This window comes from Pseudomonas sp. B6002, from assembly GCF_013385985.1.
Taxonomy (GTDB): Bacteria; Pseudomonadota; Gammaproteobacteria; order Pseudomonadales; family Pseudomonadaceae; genus Aquipseudomonas.
Map to the genome: position 1 here is coordinate 683,195 of NZ_JACAOY010000006.1, position 19,738 is coordinate 702,932.

At 60.4% G+C, this 19,738-nt stretch carries 22 protein-coding genes and 1 tRNA gene; 8 read left to right on the top strand and 15 right to left on the bottom strand.

Going from position 1 to position 19,738, the window contains the following annotated elements; translation table 11 throughout:
• Nucleotides 1-84: 84 nt before the first annotated feature.
• Nucleotides 85-816: a DJ-1/PfpI family protein gene (locus HX792_RS10380; protein WP_176995993.1), complete on the bottom strand. Its 732-nt coding sequence runs from the start codon at nt 814-816 to the stop codon at nt 85-87.
• 126 nt (nt 817-942) lie between these two features.
• On the opposite strand from HX792_RS10380, the gene HX792_RS10385 reads away from it, so the two are divergent.
• Entirely contained in the window at nt 943-1,890 is a 948-nt protein-coding gene (locus HX792_RS10385) for a helix-turn-helix domain-containing protein (protein WP_176995994.1), read from the top strand.
• A gap of 117 nt (nt 1,891-2,007) precedes the next feature.
• Here the strand turns inward: HX792_RS10385 and HX792_RS10390 are convergent, their stop codons facing one another.
• Both HX792_RS10390 and HX792_RS10395 read right to left on the bottom strand, forming a co-directional pair.
• Nucleotides 2,008-2,418 (bottom strand): VOC family protein, encoded by a 411-nt coding sequence (locus HX792_RS10390; protein ID WP_176995995.1) that lies wholly within the window; start codon nt 2,416-2,418, stop codon nt 2,008-2,010.
• 349 nt (nt 2,419-2,767) lie between these two features.
• A tRNA-Leu gene (locus HX792_RS10395) sits at nt 2,768-2,854 on the bottom strand.
• A gap of 225 nt (nt 2,855-3,079) precedes the next feature.
• On the opposite strand from HX792_RS10395, the gene HX792_RS10400 reads away from it, so the two are divergent.
• Entirely contained in the window at nt 3,080-3,652 is a 573-nt protein-coding gene (locus HX792_RS10400) for a hypothetical protein (protein ID WP_176995996.1), read from the top strand.
• Between the two features lie 51 nt (nt 3,653-3,703).
• Here HX792_RS10400 and HX792_RS10405 read toward each other — a convergent pair whose 3' ends face one another.
• Nucleotides 3,704-3,985: a hypothetical protein gene (locus tag HX792_RS10405; RefSeq protein WP_176995997.1), complete on the bottom strand. Its 282-nt coding sequence runs from the start codon at nt 3,983-3,985 to the stop codon at nt 3,704-3,706.
• A gap of 182 nt (nt 3,986-4,167) precedes the next feature.
• Here HX792_RS10405 and HX792_RS10410 point away from each other — a divergent pair, with 182 nt between their 5' ends.
• Nucleotides 4,168-4,626, top strand: a complete 459-nt coding sequence (locus tag HX792_RS10410; protein WP_176995998.1) for a GFA family protein — start codon at nt 4,168-4,170, stop codon at nt 4,624-4,626.
• Between the two features lie 2 nt (nt 4,627-4,628).
• On the opposite strand, the gene HX792_RS10415 is transcribed toward HX792_RS10410, so the two are convergent.
• Nucleotides 4,629-5,156, bottom strand: coding sequence for a DinB family protein (locus HX792_RS10415; protein WP_176995999.1), 528 nt, complete (start codon nt 5,154-5,156; stop codon nt 4,629-4,631).
• 125 nt (nt 5,157-5,281) lie between these two features.
• On the opposite strand from HX792_RS10415, the gene HX792_RS10420 reads away from it, so the two are divergent.
• Entirely contained in the window at nt 5,282-5,977 is a 696-nt protein-coding gene (locus HX792_RS10420) for a tellurite resistance TerB family protein (protein ID WP_176996000.1), read from the top strand.
• On the opposite strand, the gene HX792_RS10425 is transcribed toward HX792_RS10420, so the two are convergent.
• From HX792_RS10425 to HX792_RS10450, 7 genes are all read right to left on the bottom strand, one after another.
• On the bottom strand, nt 5,974-6,795 hold the full coding sequence (locus HX792_RS10425) for a hypothetical protein (RefSeq protein ID WP_176996001.1): 822 nt from the start codon (nt 6,793-6,795) through the stop codon (nt 5,974-5,976). The genes HX792_RS10420 and HX792_RS10425 overlap by 4 nt on opposite strands.
• An 18-nt stretch (nt 6,796-6,813) precedes the next feature.
• A complete protein-coding gene (locus tag HX792_RS10430) occupies nt 6,814-7,161 on the bottom strand; it encodes a DUF2493 domain-containing protein (protein ID WP_176996002.1) in 348 nt (115 codons plus the stop codon).
• A gap of 136 nt (nt 7,162-7,297) precedes the next feature.
• A complete protein-coding gene (mgtA, locus tag HX792_RS10435) occupies nt 7,298-10,012 on the bottom strand; it encodes a magnesium-translocating P-type ATPase (protein ID WP_176996003.1) in 2,715 nt (904 codons plus the stop codon).
• 234 nt (nt 10,013-10,246) lie between these two features.
• Nucleotides 10,247-10,540, bottom strand: coding sequence for a hypothetical protein (locus HX792_RS30365; RefSeq protein ID WP_256349828.1), 294 nt, complete (start codon nt 10,538-10,540; stop codon nt 10,247-10,249).
• A 318-nt stretch (nt 10,541-10,858) separates the two neighbouring features.
• Nucleotides 10,859-11,470, bottom strand: a complete 612-nt coding sequence (locus tag HX792_RS10440; protein ID WP_176996004.1) for a LysE family transporter — start codon at nt 11,468-11,470, stop codon at nt 10,859-10,861.
• A 74-nt stretch (nt 11,471-11,544) separates the two neighbouring features.
• Nucleotides 11,545-12,336 (bottom strand): AraC family transcriptional regulator, encoded by a 792-nt coding sequence (locus HX792_RS10445; protein ID WP_176996005.1) that lies wholly within the window; start codon nt 12,334-12,336, stop codon nt 11,545-11,547.
• A gap of 36 nt (nt 12,337-12,372) precedes the next feature.
• Nucleotides 12,373-13,656 (bottom strand): arsenic transporter, encoded by a 1,284-nt coding sequence (locus HX792_RS10450; protein ID WP_176996006.1) that lies wholly within the window; start codon nt 13,654-13,656, stop codon nt 12,373-12,375.
• 140 nt (nt 13,657-13,796) lie between these two features.
• Between HX792_RS10450 and HX792_RS10455 the strand changes: the two genes are divergently transcribed.
• The 4 genes from HX792_RS10455 to HX792_RS10470 all read left to right on the top strand — a co-directional run bounded on the left by HX792_RS10455 (nt 13,797) and on the right by HX792_RS10470 (nt 15,624).
• Nucleotides 13,797-14,012: a hypothetical protein gene (locus tag HX792_RS10455; RefSeq protein WP_003191339.1), complete on the top strand. Its 216-nt coding sequence runs from the start codon at nt 13,797-13,799 to the stop codon at nt 14,010-14,012.
• A 70-nt stretch (nt 14,013-14,082) separates the two neighbouring features.
• Nucleotides 14,083-14,778 (top strand): AzlC family ABC transporter permease, encoded by a 696-nt coding sequence (locus HX792_RS10460; RefSeq protein ID WP_176996007.1) that lies wholly within the window; start codon nt 14,083-14,085, stop codon nt 14,776-14,778.
• A complete protein-coding gene (locus tag HX792_RS10465; RefSeq protein ID WP_176996008.1) occupies nt 14,775-15,086 on the top strand; it encodes an AzlD domain-containing protein in 312 nt (103 codons plus the stop codon). The genes HX792_RS10460 and HX792_RS10465 overlap by 4 nt, the downstream gene beginning before the upstream one ends.
• A 184-nt stretch (nt 15,087-15,270) precedes the next feature.
• Nucleotides 15,271-15,624, top strand: a complete 354-nt coding sequence (locus HX792_RS10470; protein ID WP_176996009.1) for a hypothetical protein — start codon at nt 15,271-15,273, stop codon at nt 15,622-15,624.
• 139 nt (nt 15,625-15,763) lie between these two features.
• Here the strand turns inward: HX792_RS10470 and HX792_RS10475 are convergent, their stop codons facing one another.
• The 3 genes from HX792_RS10475 to modC all read right to left on the bottom strand — a co-directional run bounded on the left by HX792_RS10475 (nt 15,764) and on the right by modC (nt 19,733).
• The gene (locus HX792_RS10475) at nt 15,764-17,401 is read right to left on the bottom strand and encodes an ABC-F family ATP-binding cassette domain-containing protein (RefSeq protein ID WP_176996010.1); all 1,638 of its coding nucleotides are present in this window, start codon (nt 17,399-17,401) and stop codon (nt 15,764-15,766) included.
• 124 nt (nt 17,402-17,525) lie between these two features.
• Nucleotides 17,526-18,575 (bottom strand): DNA topoisomerase IB, encoded by a 1,050-nt coding sequence (locus HX792_RS10480; protein ID WP_176996011.1) that lies wholly within the window; start codon nt 18,573-18,575, stop codon nt 17,526-17,528.
• Nucleotides 18,576-18,653: 78 nt separating this feature from the next.
• Nucleotides 18,654-19,733 (bottom strand): molybdenum ABC transporter ATP-binding protein, encoded by a 1,080-nt coding sequence (modC, locus tag HX792_RS10485; protein ID WP_176996012.1) that lies wholly within the window; start codon nt 19,731-19,733, stop codon nt 18,654-18,656.
• Between the last annotated feature and the right edge of the window lie 5 nt (nt 19,734-19,738).

Consider the following 19,738-nt stretch of genomic DNA (forward strand, 5'->3'; position numbering starts at 1 on the left):
CATTTAGGAATACGGGGCTTTTTTGCCTGGCGATGACGCTACTCAGGAACCGACCGCCGAGAGAGCAACGCTACGGAACTACGATTAGGTGGGAGCCAGTGTTGATAACCGTGCTCGGCGCGCCATATGTTCATTCGCGACGCTTACCGCTTCGTTGGTTCGCCCCCACAGCCCCTTTATCTGCGCAACGATTTCTGGTCGTGCGGTACGAGGATTCCCCGAGGTCATTGTCGGCTGCGGGTCGTATTCGAGCACGAGTTGCGTAAATTCAGCCGCGTCCCGACCTTTGAGTTGCGCGATGACCAGCAGCGCAAAGTCGATACCTGCCGTTACACCGCCACCGGTGATTCGGTTCCTGTCGACGCATACTCGTTCGTAGCTCGGTTCGATACCCAGTGCGATAAGGGGTTCGTAGAAGGGCCAATAAGTCGCTGCGCGGTAGCCCTCCAATAATCCTGCCATGGCAAGCAGTACAGAGCCTGTGCATACAGCGGTTACATAGGTGGCCGTCCTGCCTGCGCGAGCAATAAAATCGAGCAGCTCTTGGTCCTTCATGATTTCAGGCGTTCCTCCACCCCCTGCGACAAACAGCACGTCCAGGTTATCTGGAACGTCATCAAACGTGATCGTAGGGTTCAGGGTGACACCCATATCCGTAGGAACGGGCTCCAGGGTCTTCCAGATTATGTGAGTTTTGGCATGAAGGCCGAACGCCGTCTGTGGACCTGCCAAATCCTGCAGAGTGAAACCAGGAAAAATCACCATGCCAATCTGCAGTTGGCGGTCTTCACGCTTATCGCTCAGCTCATCAGACATTACCGTCTCCTCTCGTCGTAATTGACTAAAGCGTATTCCTGTTAGACGCTGAACGTGAGTGGCTTAAATGACATCAAACGATCGTTTTCTGCCAGCCATTTTGATTCTGGGAGTAGGGGCTACGGCGTGCATAAGATTGCGGTTCTGGTATTGAATGATGTGGTGCCGTTGGACTTTGGTATCGCCTATCAGGTTTTTGCTTTGGCTTCTCAGGTCGATGGGAGCAAAGCTTACGAGGTGGACGTGTGCGCACCCGAGCGGACAATTCGGGCAGCGGGTTTTGATATGCAGGTGCGGCATGGCCTCGACCGTCTTGAACTAGCCCACACAATTATCATTCCCGGGTGTGAAGAGCCGTTTGGAGTCGTTCCAGAAGCGGTAAGCATTGCTCTTCGCGAGGCACATGCGCGGGGTGCACGATTAGCGTCCATCTGCACGGGGGCTTTTATCCTTGCCGCGAGCGGTCTTCTTGGTGGGAAACGCGTCACGACGCACTGGCGTTTCGCCGAGGACTTGGCCAGGCTGTATCCAGAGATAACAGTAGAACCTAATGTCCTCTTTATTGATGAAGGTAGCATCGTGACGTCGGCCGGCGCGTCAGCGGGATTAGATATGTGTTTGCATATCGTGCGTCGCGATTTCGGTCAGTCTGTTGCGGCAAACACTGCCCGTCTGGTGGTCGCGCCACTGTATCGTGATGGCGGGCAGGCCCAATTTATTCGTCAGGAGCTTCCAGGCTCTCCAGCCAGCTTAATGTCCTTGATCGAATGGATACGGGACAATTTGAACCGTTCGCATACGGTCGATAGTCTTGCCGCTCGCGCCAATATGAGCTCGCGCACCTTTGCTCGGCGATTTCAAGAACAGACCGGTACGACGCCTTTACAGTGGCTTCTCACGGCTCGTATTGATCGAGCGCGTGAGTTGCTTGAGGAGAGCGAGACATCGATTGATCAAACGGCATTGCTTTCCGGATTTGGGTCTGCGGTGACCTTCCGGTCGCGGTTCCGAAAAGTCGTTGGCCTCACGCCAACGGAATACCGTCGTCGTTTCAGCTTGGCCAGGCACGTTTGATGAGCGGCGGCATACCTGACCAGTAGCAAACAACGTCGATTTTCTTTTGACCCAGTGTTTTGGCCGACACAAAAAAGCCCGCGCTTGGCGGCTTGAATCGAGCACTGGGAGTCGCGCTTACGCAGGCAAGTGCAAATCGCCACGATGGACTATGTGCACTTTATTGCCATCCGGATCACGCAGGTACGCGCCATAATAGCCGTCGCCATAATGCGGGCGTAGCCCTGGTTGACCCGCATCAACACCGCCAGCACGAAGGCCTGCGGCGTAGGCTGCGTCGACAGAGTCTGGATGTGGCGCGCAGAAAGCCACCATGCTGCCATTTCCCGCGACGGCCTCTTTGAGATCGTAAGGGCAGTAAACATAAAAGCGAGGGAGGGGGCTGTTGGGGTTAACCCAGCATGCGGCAAGAGGCCCTCCATCAGGTGTTACAACCCGGCGGCATAGCCCCAGAGGGATCAGCACCGCGTCATAGAAGGTAGCGGCTTTATCAAGATCGTTTGTCCCAACGGTTACGTGACTGAACATCCTGTGTTCCTACTGACGAAGGCGAGGGGCTATCGTGTCATTTTGTAGGGTGGCGCGTACAGCCGTCGTCGTGCGCGCCCAGGCAAGACAAGGTCAACAGGCTGCCCTTGCAGCCCTTCGTCAGCTCCCGACCGCGAATGCTACGCGGCACACATGAGTGGTTGAGAAGATACTTCTTCGAGTGAAGGCATTATCTAGGGGCGATCAGGCGGATTTTGATAGCTGCGGTAGGGTTTGTGTTCGATCGGCAGGACGCCGGGATGGGTGAGTTGCGCAGCGGCGCCCAAAATTGCGGAGCACAAAAGATAAGGGCCTGCATGAAGTTCATCATGCAAGCCCTTGATATCTATGGTGCCCGAAGCCGGAATCGAACCGGCACGCCCTTACGAGCGGGGGATTTTAAGTCCCATGCGTCTACCAGTTTCGCCATTCGGGCGGTAGCGCGGTGAAGCAGGGTTGGGAATATATAGACCCAGACGCTTCGACGCAAGGTCGAAGGGCGCCTTTCTTGCACAAATGCCTGGATGAAAAACCTCGATAGATCAGTGATCTACGGATAACTCCTGGCGCAATGCCGAGGATTCTTACAGCACGGGAACAAGATTCCAAAATCCCAGTCATAGCGATATGCCATCCCGGCAGTTTGGAAAGGAATCAGTTGATGCTCAGTGTTCGCAAGCCTTCTCGGATGATTGCTGCAAGCGTAATGGGGTTGTTGCTCACCAGTGGAATGGCCGTGGCGCAGGCAGGGAGCGCCGTGCAGTGGGGGGATTACAGTTCATCCCGTGGCGACAAGCTCACGGCCAGTACCCTGGAGGCTGGAAACAAGTACGTGCTGAGTACGACTGGGTTCTCGGTCGGTGATATCGAGCAGCTGCAGGAAGGGCAAAAGCGTGACAGTGAAGAGCTTCAGCGCTTGAAGAGCAAGCTGGAAGAACAGGCTAAATATTTTGAGGAGTTCAAGCGCAAGGACGGCTCAAGTTCCAGTGCCAGTGACAGTCAGTTGTCCGACTTGAAGCGCACGGTAGCCGACCAGAAAAGCACCATCGACAAGCTCAAAAGCGAAGTGGATGACCTCAAGCGCAATTCAAGTTCCAGCTCCAATTCCAGCAACAGCGAACTGTCCCGGATCAAGAGCGATGTCAGTGACCAAAAACGCAGCATCGACGATCAGAAACGCAGCCTGGACGACCTCAAGCGCAGCCTGGATACCTTGAGCAGCAAGGTGAAGTAACCCGCCTCACAGACTGGCGCCTGCAAACTGCAGGCGCCTTGTCTGAGCCCGTTATACGAACGGCTGGCCGCTGAAACCCCGTGGCAAACGCTGCAACCCGGGCAGGTCGGTCAGGCGTTGCGTCCAGGCACTGCGCCAGTCACTGGCGGTGTGGGTCTTGGCTTTGCGCGCGGCGCGGCGAGCGGCATTGCGCTGGGTGCGGCGCGCTTCTTTGTAGGCATCGGTGTTGCGGCAGGTACGGCATTTGACACGGTTCAGCTCGGTGCTGGACGTGAGGTTGGTACCGTGATGGCCGCAGGCCAAATGCCCGGCGACCTTGAAGTGAGTGACCATGTAAGCGTCTCCTTCTTATGGGGGTACGCACAGCCCGACGAGGCGGGTGCACGTGAGCAGGGCAGGGCAATCTCTCCCGGCGCCTTACAGTTACGACCCTGCGTGGCGTGCAGCGTTCGGTTTTGTTATCGCCGGGGTTCACGCTACCCTGAGGCGTCAACAATCATAAAAAGGAGTGGATGATGAGCGTCGAACACCAACCGCTGGAAGGCAGTTGCCGCTGCAACCGGGTGCGTTTCAGCGTGAGTTTGCCACCAGTGATCACCATGGCCTGCCACTGCACCGGCTGCCAGAAGATGACCTCCAGCGCGTTCTCCCTCAGTGCGCTGATTCCCGCCAGTGGTTTTACCGTGACCCAAGGCTGCCCGGTGATGGGCGGGCTGCACGGCGTGGACCGCCATTATTGCTGCCCGCACTGCATGAGCTGGCTGTTTACCCGCCCCCATGGCATCGATGAATTCGTCAACGTGCGTGCGACCTTGCTGGACAACGCCGGTGCCTACGTACCCTTCATGGAAACCTGGACCAGCGAAAAACTGCCCTGGGCCTCCACACCCGCTGTCGAAAGTTTTGCGCAATTGCCCCAGCCACACGACTTCCCGCGCTTGATGCAGGCCTACGCTGAATTCAACGGGGGCTGATTTCAGTCAATCAGCGCCAGCAAGTCGGTATCGCCGACGTCCACGCCCGCCTGGGTCAGTAACGTGGTTGCCTGGCCCCGGTGGTGGGTCTGGTGATTGAAAAAATGCACCAGCAGGCTGAAGAACGGTTTGTCCGCCGCCACGCCACGCATGTTGTGGTAGTGCAGGCGGTGATCCAGGTCGGCTTCACGCAGCGTGTGAGACCAGTCGATGATGAGTTCATCCAGCCAGGTTCGACGGGCGCGAAGTTCGCGGAGATTGGCGAAGGCGAGTTGCTTCAGGTTTGTCGGCATGGCCAGGTCGTTCAAGGGGGCCAGCGCGGTGAAGCCTGCCGGGTGTTGGGCAAAGCGCTTGAGCCATACGGTGTCGCCCAGGGTGAGGTGATTCAGCGTGCCGAGGATCGAGCCGAAAAATGCCTGCTGGTCCATCGCCAGCTCAGCGTCCGTCAACAAGGCGGCCGCGTCATAGACCTTGCGGTTCATCCACTGGTTGTAGCGGGCCATCAATGCGATGTGTTCGATACGGTTCACCTGCGTTCTCCCTCAGCGGCGCAATGGCGCCATCATAAGGCGTGCCCGCCCGGCGGTCATGGTATTCGCGCAACGGCGGGCTATGGTTGTTGGACGCCAACACTGCGCCCTGGGAGGGTGAAACCATGAACACCAGCGATCTTCTCGAACAACTGCTGCGCGCCGGGCAGCAAGGCGGCGGTGCCTCGGGCGGCGGCCTGGGCGGCTTGCTCGGCGGCTTGTTGAAGGGCGCTGGCACCGGCACTGCGTCATCCGGTGGTGGTGGCCTGGGTGGATTACTCGGCGGTCTCGGCGGCTTGTTGGGCGGCGCACCTTCGGGCAACGCAGCGCCCAGTCGTTCCGGCGGGATGAATTATGCCGCACTGGCCTCCCTCGGCATGGCGGCTTTCCAGGCCTATCAAGCGTGGCAGCGCCAGCAGGCCACGGCACCACAGCAAGCCTTCCAGACCGTCGACCAGTTGGACGGGCCGCAGGCCGAAGCCCATAGCCATGCAGTGTTGCGCGCATTGATCGCGGCGGCCAAGGCGGATGGCCGCATCGATGAGCAAGAACAGCAGATGATCGGCACAGAGATCGGGCGGCATACCGATGACCCGCAATTGCAACAATGGCTCGACGCCGAAGTCGCCAAGCCACTGGATGCTGCCGATTTTGCCGAGTACGCCCATGACCCGGCGCTCGCCTCAGAGGTTTACCTGGCCAGCGTGATGCTGGTGGACGACCAGCAGGACGCCGAGCGCAATTATCTTGACGACCTGGCCGCGCAGTTGCAGATCGACCCTCAGCTGCAACTGCACCTGGAGCAGCAAGCCAAGGCTTAGAAGCGCACCGTGGCGCCCGTTGTCAGCCATTGGGCCCTGTCAGCGATCAGGCTGCGCCCGACCACCACGTCCACGTCGACGAACTCACCCAAGTGAAAGCGTGGCCCGGCCTGCCAGGCCTGGTCACCGCCTTGCTGGCCGTAACGCTCGGCAATCAGGCTCAGCGCGGGCGCTACCTGGTATTCAAAACCGGTGCCCCAGGTCAGGCGGTGCTTCTGGTCGCCGTCGTTGTAGGCGTGGGTCCAGCCGGCGTTGAGGTTCAGGCGCAAGGCTTCCACGGGTTGCCACGTCAGTGGAATGTTGAAGTCGGCGCCGTCGAAGCTGTGCTGGCGGTCCAGCGCAAAGTGCGCCCCGGCTGACAGGGCCAACTCAAGCCCCAGGTCTTTCTGTGCGTATACCTGAGCTTTGACTTGCGGGTTCACCTGGGTCTCGCCGCTGCTCGCCGTGTCCGCCCGGGAGAGCGCCGCGGTCCATTGCACCGTGGGCATGCCCGTAAAGGTGCAGGCCGGCGACAGGGTCTGGCTGTGGGTGCTGCCGTCATGCCGGTTGGCGGTGAACCACGCGTCGACATTACATTGCCCCGGGTCGTTGATGGCGCCGTCGTCGACCACGTAGGAACCGCCTGCCGCATAGGCTTTTGAAAACACCGCAATGAGCAGGATGAAGCCCAGGGTCACGCCGATAAAGATCAAGTTGCGTTGCAGCGCGCGCCGTTTGGCCGGTGGCAACAGCAACAGGGTGTGGCGAGCGCCGCGATAGTGACGCGCACGGTATTTGGCGAACCCGTCCTGACGGTTCGGTGTGTGTTTTTTGTGCATGATGCACCTCGCTTGAATTCAGCTTTCTACGGTCAGCACCGAAATGCCGCTGGCTTTGGCCTGGCAGACCAGTTCCGACGTGTCGTCACCACCGGGGAGGGCGATGATCACGTCGGGGCGGCTGTCGGTCAGCATGAAATGGTTGCGTTGGCGTTCTGCCTGTTTGCCGTGGCGTTGCCAATTGGGCGGGTAGCGCACCACGTCGATGCCGATTTCCCGCGCCCATTCCTCGATGTCGCTGCCCAGGAATTGGTTGCCGCCGTGGATCAATACCTGCACGGGGCGCAGGCGGTGGTAGGCGTCCAGCACTTGGCGGGACTTTTTGGTGTCGGCGTAATGACGACCTGCACAGATCAAGACGCGCATAAAAAATTTCCTTACATGGCATACGCTGCCTTTGTGTAGGAGCCGGCTTGCCGGCGATGGGGCCCTTGATGTCGCCGTTGTTCAACAGGACGCCATCGCCGGCAAGCCGGCTCCTACAAGGGATCGCAGCGCGAACTCAGTACCACTGCTTGAAGCGGCGGATGTAGATCGTCTTCATCAGTTGGGCCACGCAGCAGTAGCTGAGCAGGGTGCCCACCAACCATGGGAAGTACGCCAGCGGCAGCGGCTGCAGGCCTACCAGGGTGCCCAGCGGCGAGAACGGCACGTAGATCCCCAGTGCGATCACGATGCACGTCATCATCAACACTGGCCAGGCGGCCGTGCTCTGGAAGAACGGGATCTTGCGGGTACGCAGCATGTGCACTACCAGGGTTTGCGAGAGCAGCCCTTCGATGAACCAGCCGGACTGGAACAGGGTCTGCATTTCCACGCTGTTGGCGGAGAACACGTACCACATCAGCGCAAAGGTGGTGATGTCGAAGATCGACGAGGTCGGCCCGATCCAGATCATGAAACGCCCGATGTTCTTGGCGTCCCACTTGCGTGGCTTGGCCAGGTATTCCTTGTCCATCTTGTCCCACGGCAGGGCCAGCTGGGAGATGTCATACATCAGGTTTTGCAGCAGCAGGTGGATCGACAGCATCGGCAAAAACGGAATGAACGCACTGGCCACCAACACCGAAAACACGTTGCCGAAGTTGGAGCTGGCGGTCATGTTCAGGTACTTCATGATGTTGCCGAAGGTTTCGCGGCCCTTGAGTACACCCTCTTCCAGCACCATCAGGCTCTTTTCCAGCAGGATGATGTCGGCCGACTCCTTGGCGATGTCCGTGCCGCTGTCCACCGAAATCCCCACGTCGGCATCCCGTAGCGCCGGCGCATCGTTGATCCCATCACCGAGGAAGCCGACGGTGTGACCGTTGGCTTGCAGGGCCTTGAGCACGCGGGATTTTTGCAGCGGTGTCAGCTTGGCGAACACCGTGCGTTCTTCCACGCGACGCAACAGGGTGGCGTCGTCCATCGCTTCGATTTCCACGCCCAGCAGCGGCTGGCCTGGCTCGAGGCCGACCTGCCGGCAGATCTTGCTGGTGACCACGGCGTTGTCGCCGGTCAACACTTTTACGGCCACGCCGATTTGTTGCAGTGCGGCAATCGCCGGGCCTGCGGTTTCCTTTGGCGGGTCCAGGAAGGTCAGGAACCCCTGGATTACCAGGTTGCGCTCGTCGGCCGTGGTGTACTGCTGACGGGCCAGGGATTTGGGGATATTACGGGTGGCCACCACCAGCACGCGGAAACCGTCTTCGTTGTAGTCGTTGGCCAGGGCCAGCAGCTCGTCACGACGGCGATCATCCAGCGGCACAGCCTCACCGGCTTCCATCACATGCGTGGAAATGCTCAGCATCTCCTCCACGGCACCCTTGCACACCAGCAATTGGTCGCCGGCGGCATCCTTCACCACAATCGACAGGCGACGGCGCACGAAGTCGAATGGCAATTCATCGACCTTGCTGTAGGCGAACGGCACCTGAAACTTGGGGTTCTGTTCCGAGAACTGCACCACCGCCTGGTCCATCAGGTTTTTCATGCCGCTCTGGTGATAGCTGTTGAGCCACGCCAGGGACAGCACGCTGTCATCCCGCTGGCCATGGGCATTGACGTGGTGTTCCAGGATGATTTTGTCCTGGGTCAGGGTGCCGGTCTTGTCGGTGCACAGTACATCCATGGAACCGAAGTTCTGGATCGCGTTGAGGCGCTTGACCACCACTTTGCGCTTGGCCATGGCCGTAGCGCCCTTGGCCAGGTTGGCGCTGACGATCATTGGCAGCATTTCCGGCGTGAGGCCGACGGCAACCGCCAGGGCAAACAGGAACGCATCGCCCCAGTCGCCTTTGGAGAAACCGTTGAGCAGGAACACGATCGGTACCATCACCAGCATGAAGCGGATCAGCAGCCAGCTGACGCTGTTCACCCCGCGATCAAAGGCGGTTTGCACCCGCGAGCCCACAATCGCCTTGGCCAGGGAGCCAAAGTAAGTGCGCGGCCCGGTGGCCACGACCACGGCTTTGGCGCGACCGCTGACCACGTTGGTGCCCATGAAGCAGATGTTTGGCAGGTCGAGCAGGTTGCCTTGGTCGGCGGCCATGTTCGACGCGGACTTCTGCGTCACATCACCGAGGGTGTCGTATTTCTCCACCGGCAAGGCTTCACCGGTCAGCACCGCCTGGCTGATAAACAGGTCGCGGGATTCGATCAGGCGGATGTCGGCGGGGATCATGTCGCCGGCCGACAGCTGCACGATGTCACCGGCCACCAGGTCGCGCATCGGCACTTCCCGCAGGGTCGGTGCGGAGCCTACTTGTTCACGGCGCAGCACGGTGGCCGTGGTGCGCACCATGGCTTTGAGGGCTTCGGCGGATTTGGCCGAACGGTGTTCCTGCCAGAAGCGCAGCAGGCTGCTGAGCAAGACCATGGTCATGATGATCACGACCTTGGTAGGGTCAGCCTCTTCGCCTTCCTGCATCGGCAGCCAGCAGTCGGTGACAAAGCTGATGCCACCCAGGGTCAGCAACACATAGATGAACGGGTTGTTCAGCGCCTGCAGGAACTGGACGATGGCGTGTGGCGGCTTGTCATGGGCCACCTCGTTGTAGCCTTCGCGTTGCAGGCGCGCAGCGGCGTCCAGCTCGGTCAGGCCATCCTGGGTGGCCCGCACGTTGGCGAGGGTGGCCGACAGGCCGTTCTGGGCTTCGCGGGCAGCACGCATCGACAGTTTGGCGCTGTCGTCGGTGCCATTTTTCTTGTGCAGAGGCGTGTTTTTTACGGCGCTCATTGTTTGTACTCCTGTCGCCAATTCTCGACAAAACATACCCGGTACTTACCTGAATACAGGCGAGCGAAAGCATGCCGAGCCGCGGACTTCGCGATCGGTTTAAATAAGATGTTCGATAACTTCTACAGGGCCCGCTTAGTGCGCGTTAGTTATTGTTCGCGCAGCGGGCTACTACTGGATGTGTTCATAAAGAACTCCAGGTTATAGATAAGAAAGTTGCTGTTTCCAGCCGGTTTAAGCCGCGCGAGTGCTCATGTACAGATCGAGCATCAGGCTAGCTTGAACCAGTCTGGAAACGATCGGTCTCTGCGGGTCTTGAGGGTCGGCGTGATCCCAGTGCTGCAGCAGTTGGCCGCTCGCAGGGCAGACACGCCAGTGCGCCAGCGGGGGAGCCGGGCGCACTTGGGGGGAGGGTGCAGCAAAGGTCGAGCGGGTAGGGGAAAAGCCTACGGGCTCGCGGCACAGCTTGGCGCGCAGGGCAGCGGCTAGCGTGCGAATATCAGGCAAAACAAGTAATTGAAAGGTCATAACACACCTCGGGACCGGACGAGCGACCGGCGAGGTAGTTACGGTGGAGCATCGAGCTCTAGCGCAGCTTACCGGACCTGGAAGGCGAGTCCTGTCATATTCTGGGTTTGGCGCCCGAAGCCCGCAGAGGCGGTGCTCGGACAGCGACTAGATACTGTGTCCATTGGCTTCTTTTGTGAGGTTTAAAAAAGGCCCCAGTTGCGGGCACGGGCAATCTACTCAGACGGTTACTAAATGTCAACGCATGATTAACTAAATTAACCCGTGTTCAGAGTTCATTCAGACAAAGGGCACGGATAAGTTGCAGGCCCGATAGCGTTATATACCCAGCGCGGCCAATATCGCCAAGTACAGTAATACCAACCCGCAGGCGCCATAACTAATGCGTTGCCACAGCGGCGACGCCGTGTTGCGCAATACATTCACCAATCCGGCAATCAAAAAACATGACAGCACCGACGCCAGCATGAAGCCGGCAAAAAACATCAGCGTCTGCCCATGGCTGGGCGTGGCGCCGACAATGCCGGTCAACGCACTGCCAAGGGCGCCCCAGTACACAATGTTCTTCGGGTTGGCGAGGGAGATGGCGGCACCCACCGCCAACGCATTCTGCCCTGAGCGGGCGGGCGCGCTGTCGGCGGCGGGCAGGTGCCAGGCGTCGATCAGGCTGCGCAGCCCCAGCCAGGCCAGGTACAGCGCGCACACCACGGTCAGTGGCACGCGCACCGCATCATGCTGGATCAGCAGGGCGATGCCGGTCAGGCCGATCACCGCCCACACCGCGTCGCCCACCAACGAGCCAATCTGTACCAGCAGCGCCGGGGTAAAACCGTGAAGCAAGCCACGGCGCAGCGTCTCTGCCAGCACCGCGCCGGGTGAGAGGCAAAACACAAAACCAAAGACCAACGCGTAGAAAAAGATCGTCAACATGCCTGCTTTCCTTCAAGAGATGGCGGGCAGTGTGAAGAGGGCGCGGGCGGCTGTATTGGACCAGATTGCACGGATCAGCGCTTGAGCACGGTTTGATATCGCCCAGGCGTAATGCCGTAAGCCGCGCGAAAATGCCGGTTGAGGTGGCTCTGGTCGGCAAAGCCCAAATCATGGGCCACGTCGCTCGCGGCGGCGCCGTTGCGCAGCAGGCCTTTGGCGCGCCGGGTGCGCAGTTGCATGGCCCATTGCCGTGGGCTCAAGCCGGTTTCTTTCTGGAAGGCGCGCAGCAGATGGAATTTGGATAGCCCGAGTTCATCGCCCAAGTGGTCCAGGGGCAGCGATTGATGCAACTGCTCGGCGAGCAACTCCTGGGCGCGGCTGATCAGGTTCCTACCGGTCGCCGTGCTGCCTGGTACACGCACACCGCTGACCGCAACCACTTCCCCCAACAGCAGCACCAAGGCTTCTTCGTTCAGTTCTCGGACTAGAAGGTCGGGACTCAATGCGCCTTGCACCGCTGCCGCGAGGCGTTGTGCCAGTTGCGGTTGAAAGCACAGCGAGCGATCGAACTCCAGGTGCACCAGGCCGAGGTCTGTCGCCAGCTGATCCGCCATCGCGTACAGGCTGACAAATTGCCAGGGCGCACCCTCGGCCGCGCCACCGCCTTGAATCTGCCCTGGGTTATACAAGGTGATAGTGCCCGGGCCCGCCTGGAATTCGCGACGGTCCAGCCAGACTTTTTCCTCGCCCACCAGGTTCACGCCGATCACGCACTCATCGTGGCTGTGCCGCGCAAAGGACAGGCCAGTGCAGGTGGTGCTGGTGACTTCGTAGTTGCCCAGCCAGGCGTGTTGCATGGCGCTCATCGTGTCGGCCCGAAGCAGAATGAGCGCCGAGCATAACTAAATACTCAAGCGCAACGCGAGCGCCGCAAGGGTGATCAACAACACGGGCAACGTCAGCACTATCCCGACTTTAAAGTAGTAGCCCCAGGTAATGTTGATGCCCTTGCGCGCCAGGATATGCAGCCAGAGCAGGGTCGCCAGGCTGCCGATTGGCGTGATCTTGGGGCCCAGGTCGCTGCCGATGACGTTGGCGTAGATCATGGCGTCCTTGACTACGCCCACCGCATGACTGGCTTCGATGGACAGCGCGCCGATCAATACCGTCGGCAGGTTGTTCATCACCGAGGACAGCAACGCCGTCAGCACCCCGGTGCCCAACGCGGCACCCCACACGCCGTAACCGACGAAGCTGTCGAGCCAGGTGGCCAGGTAAGTGGTCAGGCCGGCGTTACGCAGGCCATATACCACCAGGTACATGCCCAGGGAAAAGATCACGATCTGCCAAGGCGCTTCCTTGAGGACCTTGCGCGTGGAAATCGTGTGGCCCTTGGCGGCGATCACCAACAGCAGCACCGCACAGGCGGCCGAAATGGCGCTGATGGGAATGCCTAAGGGTTCCAACGCAAAACAGCCGACCAGCAGGATGCCCAGCACCCACCAGCCGGCGCGAAACGTGGCGCGGTCATGGATCGCATTGGCGGGATCGTCCAGGTCCGCCGGGTCGTAGGTGGCGGGGATATCACGGCGGAAGAACCACAGCAGCACCGCCAGGGTGGCGGCGACGCTGACGACGTTCACCGGCACCATCACGGCGGCGTATTCGTTGAAGCCAATCTTGAAGTAGTCGGCCGAGACAATATTCACCAGGTTCGACACCACCAACGGCAGGCTGGCCGTGTCGGCGATAAACCCTGCGCCCATGACGAACGCCAGGGTGGCCGCTGGCGAAAAACGCAGCGCCAACAGCATCGACATCACGATAGGCGTGAGGATCAGCGCCGCTCCGTCATTGGCAAACAGCGCCGACACCAACGCCCCCAGCAGCACCATGTAGGCAAACAGCCGCCGACCGCGCCCACGCCCCCAGCGCGCCACATGCAGGGCGGCCCAGGCAAAAAAGCCGGCTTCGTCCAGCAACAGGCTGATGACGATCAGCGCGACAAACGTACCGGTGGCATTCCAGATGATGTGCCACACCACCGGGATGTCTGCCAGGCTGATCACCCCACAGGCCAAGGCCAGGATGGCGCCCATCGTCGCGCTCCAGCCGACGCCCAACCCCTTGGGCTGCCAAATGACCAACACGATGGTGAGTAGAAAGATGCCAACGGCTACGAGCATTGAATGTCCCCGGGAAGGATGAAATCGCGTAAGGATTGACCTATGGCATGGCTTTTTAATTCAGCGACAAGTGCCTGAAATTAAAATGAAACACTACTGTCCTAAAGTGCCCGACCATTGGTGATAAAGGAAGTAACCGCGTGACCCGTGCCACTCGCAACCTGCGCAAGACCCTCGATTCCGTCGCGGAAAATAACGAAACTGCGGCGTTTGACCTGATGCGCGCCGTTGAGAAACTCGGCGATGAAGTGCTGCGCCAGCGCCTGCTCAATACCATTCACCGTCTTAACCAGGACGCCTACGAACTTCGCGAAGCCCGCGATTCGGTGGAACAGGTGTCGGTCAAGCTCGCCTGAGCACGATCGTTCAAGACAAGCCTTTTTTCCACTGGCATGCTTGTCGACTGTTTGTCGATGAGCCGTTTCCATGCCTACTGCCGTCCCTTTCAACGCCTTCGCTCGCGGCGCCATCGCCGTCATTCCGTTATCCCTGGCCTGCGCACCGTGGGGGCTGCTGGCCGGCTCCATGGCGATCGATGCGCAATTCAGCCCGCTCGAAGCCCAAGGGCTCTCTGCCATCGTGTTTGCCGGCGCCGCACAATTGGTGGCGATCGGGATGGTCAAGGGTGGCGCCAGCCTGATTTCCATCGTGCTGACCACACTGTTGCTCACCTCCCAGCATTTGCTCTACGGCATGCACATGCGCCCCACGTTATCGGCACTCAATACGCGCTGGCGCATGAGCCTGGGCTTCTTGCTGACCGATGAATTCTTTGCACTGGTCAACCACTATGACCGCGAAACCTTCAACCGCTGGTATGCGCTGGGCGTGGGCCTGACGTTCTATATCGCCTGGAACCTCTTCACCCTGGCCGGCATTGTGCTCGGCAAAAGCATCCCAGGGCTTGATCAACTGGGGCTGGAGTTCTCGATTGCTGCAACGTTCATTGCCTTGATCACGCCGGTGGTGCGTGACGTGCCGACGGTGGTGTGCGTGGCGGTGTCCTTGCTGTTCTCGGTGTGGCTGAGTTACCTGCATTGGGAATCGGCGGTGGTGGTGTCCGGGGTATTGGGGATGAGCGCAGGGTATGCCTGCAAGCGGCTGGGAGTCGGGCAGCAATGATCTACATCATGATCGTGGCCATGGGCCTGGTGGTATTTTTCAACCGTTACCTGTTTATCGAACCGCGCCTGCCGGTGCGCCTCAACCGTGGCGCGCGAGAGTTTCTCGGGTTCGCCGTGCCGGGCATGCTGACGGCGATTTGCGGGCCGATCATTTTCCTGGCCGACCATAAGCTAAATCTGAGCCCGGCCAATCCTTACCTGCTGGCGGGCATCAGTGCCGTCGCGTTGATGTTCTGGACGCGTAGCGTACTGATCACGGTGCTGCTGAGCATGGCGTTGTTCTACCTGTTTCGCTGGTGGCTCTGAACCGCAGGCGAAAAAAAGCCCGCGGGAGAGCGGGCAGAAGGGAGACTTCTTAAAAATGAGCCTGCCGACTATAGGCGGGCCCTTGTCCATTCACAGTGAAACTAAATTCATCCAGCTGTCAGCGAAGCAACCCACACAGGTGCTTAATGGTAGAGTCGCGTTTTTTTTCCAAGGAAGCGATGGCATGCACAAGCTGGTGATTGGCGCGTTGGTGGTGGCAGCACTGTCCGGTTGCGCGGGCTCGAAGATGAAAGACGCGCGCGCTGGCACGCCCTACAAGACCCTGGCGTCGGACAAGGCTCCTCTGGTGGTTGCCCAATGTGTGCAGTTCGGTTGGCAGGATGAAACCGTATTCGGCGTCGACGCCGGCGGGTTCAAGGAGCCGATCGAGGCGGGCGGTTTTACCGTCTACACCACCGGTGGCGATTACTTCGTCGACGTGCGCAGCGCCGGTGCCGGCTCCACGGTCAATTACTTTGCAGCCGAGACCAGCATGGTCGCCCAACGGCGCTTGGCGGCCCTCGCGACCTGCCTGTAATCCTTTGCCTTAGATATATTCGGAAAAACCCGGCGGGACAGCCGCCGGACATTGGCCTATCATTCTCCCGCTCGCTCGACGTGATGGCTCTTTACCAGTACACGGACGTCGAGGCCGAAACGTCGGGCGGGCCTCTTCCTCATTCTCTTTGTTCAAGGCGCCAGCCCTCGGCGTGCCACCCCAACACGTGGGTCGGCTTGATCGCCTGCATGAACGCTTCATCGTGGGAAACCACCAGCATTGCCCCGCAAAATCCCTGCAACGCCTGTTCAAAAGCCCGCACCGATTCCAGGTCCAGGTGGTTGGTCGGTTCATCGAGCAACAACAACTGCGCAGGCACCTCACGCCATAAGGCAATGGCCATCGCGGCCTTCAGGCGCTCGCCGCCGCTCAATTGGCCACACGGTTGGGTCACACGTGTGGCATCCAGTTGCAGCAAGGCCAGGCGCGTGCGCAATTGAGCTTCAGCCAACGGCGTGTCGAGCAGGTTGAGCTGCTCAAGGACACTGCGTTGATCGTCCAGTAGCGCCAGGTGCTGATCGATATACGCATTCGATACGTGCACCGCACACTCGCCGCTGATGGCTTGCCAATGGCCTGCGAGCAGCTTGAGCAAGGTGGATTTGCCGCAGCCGTTCGGCCCCTGGATAGCCACGCGCACAGGCCCTGACAGGTTGAGCGTGACGTAGCTCGCGGGTGCCCGCGGATCGAGCCAGGGTAATTGGGCATTTTCCACGGTCAGCACGCTACGGCCGTTGGGCAGTGCCGAGCCGGGCAGGGCCAACAGCGTAGGCGTTTCATCGATCACCCGTTCATAGGCCTGGCGCACCTGGGCATCGAGCTGGTTTTTTTGGGCGTGATGGGCACTGCGCACGGTGCTGACAATTTCCGTGGCGGCACCTTTCCAGCGAGCCTTGGTAAACCGGTCGACGTTGGCGGTTTCTGCGTGTTTGCGCGAACGCGCGGCATTGCGTTGCAGGCTGTCGTGGTCTTTTTGCAGGCGCCGCCGTTCGCGACTGCGCTCCAGGCGGGCATGCTCGAGGGCCGCGACAGCCGCGTGTTGTTCGGTATCGCGCTGCAGGCGATAGGCATCGTAGTTGCCGCCAAACACCCGGGCGCCGAGGGGCGACAGTTCGATGATGCGCTGCATCGTGTTCAGCAATTGTCGGTCATGGCTCACCACCACCAGCCCACCACGCCAATCCTCCAGCACCTGGAGCAACCAGGCGCGGCCGGTGCTGTCGAGGTGGTTGGTGGGTTCATCGAGAATCAACAGTTCGGGTGCGGCCATTAGCGCACCGATCACCGCGACCCTGGCGAGTTGGCCGCCGCTGAGCTGCTCAGCCGGCGTATCCGCGCATAACTGAGACAAACCTGCCGCATCCAGCGTCGCGCGCAGGCGCTCGGCGAGATCCCAGCGCTCGTCGATCAGTTCCAGGTCGACAGCCTGCGCTTGACCCTGTGCCATGCGCTCAAGGGCCGCCAGTGTCGTGGCGGTCCCAGTGATGTCCGCGATGCTTTCGCCGGGTTGAACGGCCAGCGTCTGGGCCACGTAAGCCACCGTCGCCGCCCCCTCTACCGTGCCAGAAGAAGGGGCCAGCTGGCGGGCGAGCAACTGGGCCAGGATACTTTTACCCAGGCCATTACGGCCAACAATGCCGGTGGGTGTGCGATCAATGGACAGGTCAAGGTCTTCCAGCAAGGTCTCGCCATTGGCGAACTGGAAGCACACGTGGTGCAGGGAAACGAGAGCGGGCAGCCGTTTGACGTGAGTCATCAGCACCTCCAAAAAAATGTCTAACAGGCCAACAAGCGCGCCGTGCGGCTTGTCGCAGATACATTTTGGAAGGCTTAGTTGTTCACGTTTGCGGTCGTCCCGTAAGTCAGAAGGGAGGCAAAGGCTAGCGCACCCGGGCCGTCTTCGGCAAGTCAGCGGCCAGTTGCTCAAGAAACATCGCCAAGGCGACTTCCTCGGCTTTCAGGCCCTTGCGCACCCGAGGCTTGGGCAGTTTGGACAGCTCGCCCAGACTGAAATGCTCCAGCACGGCCGGGTGGATATAGCACTTGCGGCACACCGCCGGCGTATTCCCCAGTTGCTTGGCAACCGCCTTGACCATGGCCACCACGTGCCGCTTGGCATCCGATTCTGGTTGCCACTCCAGCTCACGCAACACGGCCAGGGCGAGCGCCGTACCGGCCCAGGTGCGGTAGTCCTTGGCGGTAAAGTCTGCGCCGGTGAGCGTATGAAGGTAGGCGTTGACGTCGTGGGAACTGACGGTATGGCGCTCGCCCTGTTCATCCAGGTATTGAAAGAGGTTCTGCCCCGGCAGCTCCAGGCAGCGTTTGACCACGGTGGCCAAGCGGCGGTCTTTGACGCTGACCTGATGTTCAACGCCGCTCTTGCCGCGAAACTGGAACAGGATCTCGCTGCCCTGGATGTCCACATGGCGGTTGCGCAGGGTGGTCAGCCCGTAGGATTTGTTGTCGCGGGCGTATTGGGTATTGCCGACGCGTATCAACGTGGCGTCGAGCAGCATCACCACCGTAGCCAGGACTTTCTCACGGGTGAAACCAGGCTCGGCAATCTGTGCTTCCAATTGCTTGCGCAGCTTGGGTAGGGCTTCTCCGAACGCCTGCAAGCGCGAGTACTTGTCTGTGTCGCGTACCTCGCGCCAGCGCGCATGGTAGCGGTACTGTTTGCGGCCACGGGCATCACGGCCGGTGGCTTGCAAGTGGCCGCGCGGGTCGGCGCAGATCCACACATCGGTATAGGCCGGCGGCACCGCCAGTGCATTGAGGCGCTGGACTTCGTTCGCGTCAGTAATACGCGTGCCTTTGGCATCGAAGTACTGGAACTTGCCGCGCAACGTTTTGCGACGGATACCCGGCTGGTTATCGTCGACGTAATGCAGGTCGCGGGGCAGGTCGGCAAGCAATGCAGAGTCGGGCATGGTGCAACTTCCTTGGCAACGAATCAGACCGGTATGTCTGATGGACCGCACGCGCGTGCGGTCGTGCCAAAAGCTTTGCTAGGCCAGTACCGCCACCGCCTTGATCTGTGCCCAAAGCACCTGGCCGGGGTGCAGCTGCAACTGGTCGCGGGAGAAGCGGGTGATGCGCGCCAGCAACGGCGTGCCACCAGCCTCCAGGCGCACCAGCACATGGGCGTTGTTGTCGGCGGTGATGTCCTGGGTGACCGTCACTGGCAAGCGGTTGAGGATGCTGCTGTGCTCTTCGGCCTGCAGGCTGAGGCTCACATCCCGCGCCTGGACCTTGACCCGCAGTTGCTTGCCCAACGCCAACGGCGCATGGGCCACGCGTATCTGCAAAGCACTGTCGGGCAGTTGCAGGGTGAGCAGTTGATAGTCCGCGTCGTAGGCGCTGACGGTGCCGTTGACCACCACACCGGCGTCGTCGCCCAGGGCCATGGGCAGGTCGAGCCGAGCCAGGGTTTCGCCGATCGGCCCGCTGGCCAGGGCCTTGCCGTCGCTCAGCAACACGATGTGGTCGGCCAGCCGCGCCACTTCGTCCTGGGCATGGCTGACGTACAGCACCGGGATGTCCAGCTCATCGTGCAGGCGTTCAAGGTACGGCAGGATCTCGCCCTTGCGCTTGCTGTCCAGCGCCGCCAGTGGTTCATCCATCAACAGCAGTTTCGGGCTGGTGAGCAAGGCGCGGGCAATGCCGATGCGCTGGCGCTCACCACCGGACAAGTGCTGCGGGTGACGGTCCAGCAGGTGGCCGATCCCCAGCAATTCGGTGGCCTGGGCCATGTCCACCCGGCGTTGCTCGGGTTTGATGCGCTTGAGGCCGAACTCCAGGTTGGCGCGCACCGACAAGTGAGGAAACAGGCTCGCTTCCTGAAACACATAACCCAGGGCACGCTTGTGCGGTGGCACGAACAGGCCGCTGCGGCTGTCTTGCCAGACCTCATCGTTGATCTGGATAAACCCGTCTTCGGCACGCTCCAGCCCGGCGATACAGCGCAGGCAGGTGGTCTTGCCGGAGCCCGAGTGACCGTACAACGCGGTCACGCCACGGCCGGGCAGGTGCAGGTCCACGTCCAGCGCGAAGCCCGCGTAGTTCAAATTGAGGCGTACATCGATCATCGCGG